At 58.7% G+C, this 3,073-nt stretch carries 3 protein-coding genes; all 3 read right to left on the minus strand.

From position 1 onward, the window contains the following. Positions 1–290, minus strand: a 290-nt coding sequence (locus E4K64_RS39335) for a phage tail protein (protein ID WP_053893222.1), incomplete at its 3' end; no start/stop codon positions are given. Then, positions 287–2,848, minus strand: a complete 2,562-nt coding sequence (locus tag E4K64_RS39340; RefSeq protein WP_000840207.1) for a phage tail tape measure protein — start codon at positions 2,846–2,848, stop codon at positions 287–289. The genes E4K64_RS39335 and E4K64_RS39340, both read right to left, overlap by 4 nt. Continuing rightward, the coding region (locus E4K64_RS39345; RefSeq protein WP_213091647.1) for a phage tail assembly protein T at positions 2,841–3,073 on the minus strand (233 nt) is incomplete at its 5' end. The genes E4K64_RS39345 and E4K64_RS39340, both read right to left, overlap by 8 nt.

Genomic DNA, 3,073 nt, shown 5'->3' on the forward strand with positions numbered 1-3,073 from the left:
CGCAGCATACTGACCCGCGACGACCATTTTGCGCAGGTCACCTTTATCTGCCGCCACTCATAAGGCGGCGTCCACAGAAAGGATTTCCAGCCCCCGTGCTCTTCCAGAAACGACTCCAGTACCGTGGCCTCCTCACGGGGGACAGAAAGCGTCACGCTGTACGTTTTCAGGTTGGCATTCAGCCCGGCAGGCGCTCGCTGAGAATAGCCATCACCAAAGCGCACCTTTCTTACAGAAGGGACCGAAGCCACATCCATACCGGGTTTCACTTTCCAGCGGAAGGTCTTCATCGTCCACCTCCGGAGAACAGGCCACCATCACGCATCTGTGTCTGAATTTCATCACGGGCACCCTTGCGGGCCATGTCATACACCGCCTTCAGAGCAGCCGGACCTATCTGCCCGTTCGTGCCGTCGTTGTTAATCACCACATGGTTATTCTGCTCAAACGTCCCGGACGCCTGCGACCGGCTGTCTGCCATGCTGCCCGGTGTACCGACATAACCGCCGGTGGCATAGCCGCGCATCAGCCGGTAAAGATTCCCCACGCCAATCCGGCTGGTTGCCTCCTTCGTGAAGACAAACTCACCACGGTGAACAATCCCCGCTGGCTCATATTTGCCGCCGGTTCCCGTAAATCCTCCGGTTGCAAAATGGAATTTCGCCGCAGCGGCCTGAATGGCTGTACCGCCTGACGCGGATGCGCCGCCACCAACAGCCCCGCCAATGGCGCTGCCGATACTCCCGACAATCCCCACCATTGCCTGCTTAAGCAGAATTTCTGTCATCATGGACAGCACGGAACGGGTGAAGCTGCGCCAGTTCTGCTCACTGCCGGTCAGCATCGCCGCCATATTCTGTGCAATACCATCAAAGGTCTGCGTGGCTGCACTTTTTACCTGCGACATACTGTCCGTGGCGCTCTCTTCCCACTCACTCCAGCCGGACTTCAGGCCTGCCATCCAGTTCCCGCGAAGCTGGTCTTCAGCCGCCCAGGTCTTTTTCTGCTCTGACATGACGTTATTCAGCGCCAGCGGATTATCGCCATACTGTTCCTTCAGGCGCTGTTCCGTGGCTTCCCGTTCTGCCTGCCGGTCAGTCAGCCCCCGGCTTTTCGCATCAATGGCGGCCCGTTTTGCCCGTTGCTGCTGTGCGAATTTATCCGCCTGCTGCGCCAGCGCGTTCAGGCGCTCCTGATACGTAACCTTGTCGCCAAGTGCAGCCAGCTGGCGTTTGTACTCCAGCGTCTCATCTTTATGCGCCAGCAGGGATTTCTCCTGTGCAGACAGCTGGCGACGTTGCGCCGCCTCCTCCAGTACCGCGAACTGACTCTCCGCCTTCCACAAATCCCGGCGCTGCTGGCTGATTTTCTCATTTGCTCCGGCATGCTTCTCCAGCGTCCGGAGTTCTGCCTGAAGCGTCAGCAGGGCAGCATGAGCACTGTCTTCCTGACGATCGCCCGCAGACACCTTCACGCTGGACTGTTTCGGCTTTTTCAGCGTCGCTTCATAATCCTTTTTCGCCGCCGCCATCAGCGTGTTGTAATCCGCCTGCAGGATTTTCCCGTCTTTCAGTGCCTTGTTCAGTTCTTCCTGACGGGCGGTATATTTCTCCAGCGGCGTCTGCAGCCGTTCGTAAGCCTTCTGCGCCTCTTCGGTATATTTCAGCCGTGACGCTTCGGTATCGCTCTGCTGCTGCGCATTTTTGTCCTGTTGAGTCTGCTGCTCAGCCTTCTTTCGGGCGGCTTCAAGCGCAAGACGGGCCTTTTCACGATCATCCCAGTAACGCGCCCGCGCTTCATCGTTAACAAAATAATCATCCTTGCGCAGATTCCAGATGTCGTCTGCTTTCTTATACGCAGCCTCTGCCTTAATCAGCATCTCCTGCGCGGTATCAGGACGACCAATATCCAGCACCGCATCCCACATGGATTTGAATGCCCGCGCAGTCCTGTCTGCCCAGGTCTCCAGCGTGCCCATGTTCTCTTTCAGGCGGCGGGTCTGGTCATCAAACCCTTTCGTTGCGGCCTCGTTCGCCGCCTGCAATGCCCCGGCTTCATCGCCGGAACGCTGCAACTGAGCAACATACGCAATCTGCTCCGCCGACACGTTATGGAACTGGCGAGCCATCGCCGTCAGCCCCGACGTCGGGTCTGTGGTCAGCTTCCCGAAGGCTTCAGCGACCTTGTCCACCTCCACGCCGGATGCAGAGGAGAAACGCGCCACACTCTGGCTGATGGACGCAATCTGAGCCTCACCGCTTACCCCCGCCTTAACCAGTGCGCTGAGTGACTCGCTGGTCTGGTTAAACGTCAGCCCTGCCGCCTGCCCGGCTCTGGACAGGACCAGCATACGATCTGCCGTCAGTCCCGCCTGATTGCCGGAAAGGACCAGCGTTTTGTTGAAATCGGACAGGGTTGAGTTGCCCTGATACCAGGCATACGCCAGCGCACCGGTCGCCACCGCCAGCGAGGTGGCCCCCACCATCGGCAGGGTGATCGCACCGGCAAGCCCCCTGAACATGGGGATCATCCCGCCGAAGGAGTCCTTCACCTGCCCCCCCTGTTGCAGCAGGATCAGCCACGGACTTTGCCCGCCTGCAAGCTGCGTGGCCACGTCGGTGAACTGTGCAGGCAGCATACGCATGGCGGCTTTATACTGCCCGACGGAAATCCCCGCTTTCTGTGCAGCCAGCGCCTGTCGGCTCAGCGACTGTTCAACGACTGCCGCTGTTTTTTTCGCATCACTTTCCGTACCAGAAAAATGACGCCTGACTCTGGCCATCTGCTCGTCAAATCTGGCCGCATCCAGACTCAAATCAACGACCAGATCGCCTACCGGTTCAGCCATACCGGACTCCTCCTGCGATCCCTTCTGATACTGTCATCAGCATTACGTCATCCTCCGTCATGTCCGCCACATCCGGGGAAGCGGGGATAACTTCATTCCCGTCCGGGCCAAAGCGGACACCTCCGGCAAGCCCTGCCGCTTTCTGCATCAGCACATCATCTTCAGGCTCTTCGTCAGCCTCGCGCCGGTTCAGCAGACTGAAATCCAGCGGATGCATATCCGGAT

This window comes from Bradyrhizobium frederickii (genome assembly GCF_004570865.1).
GTDB lineage: Bacteria > Pseudomonadota > Alphaproteobacteria > Rhizobiales > Xanthobacteraceae > Bradyrhizobium > Bradyrhizobium frederickii.

What these genes read in the sequence shown, in the direction of transcription:
- E4K64_RS39340 (WP_000840207.1), bottom strand. Translation starts at nt 2,848, where the DNA reads ATGGCTGAACCGGTAGGCGATCTGGTCGTTGATTTGAGTCTGGATGCG.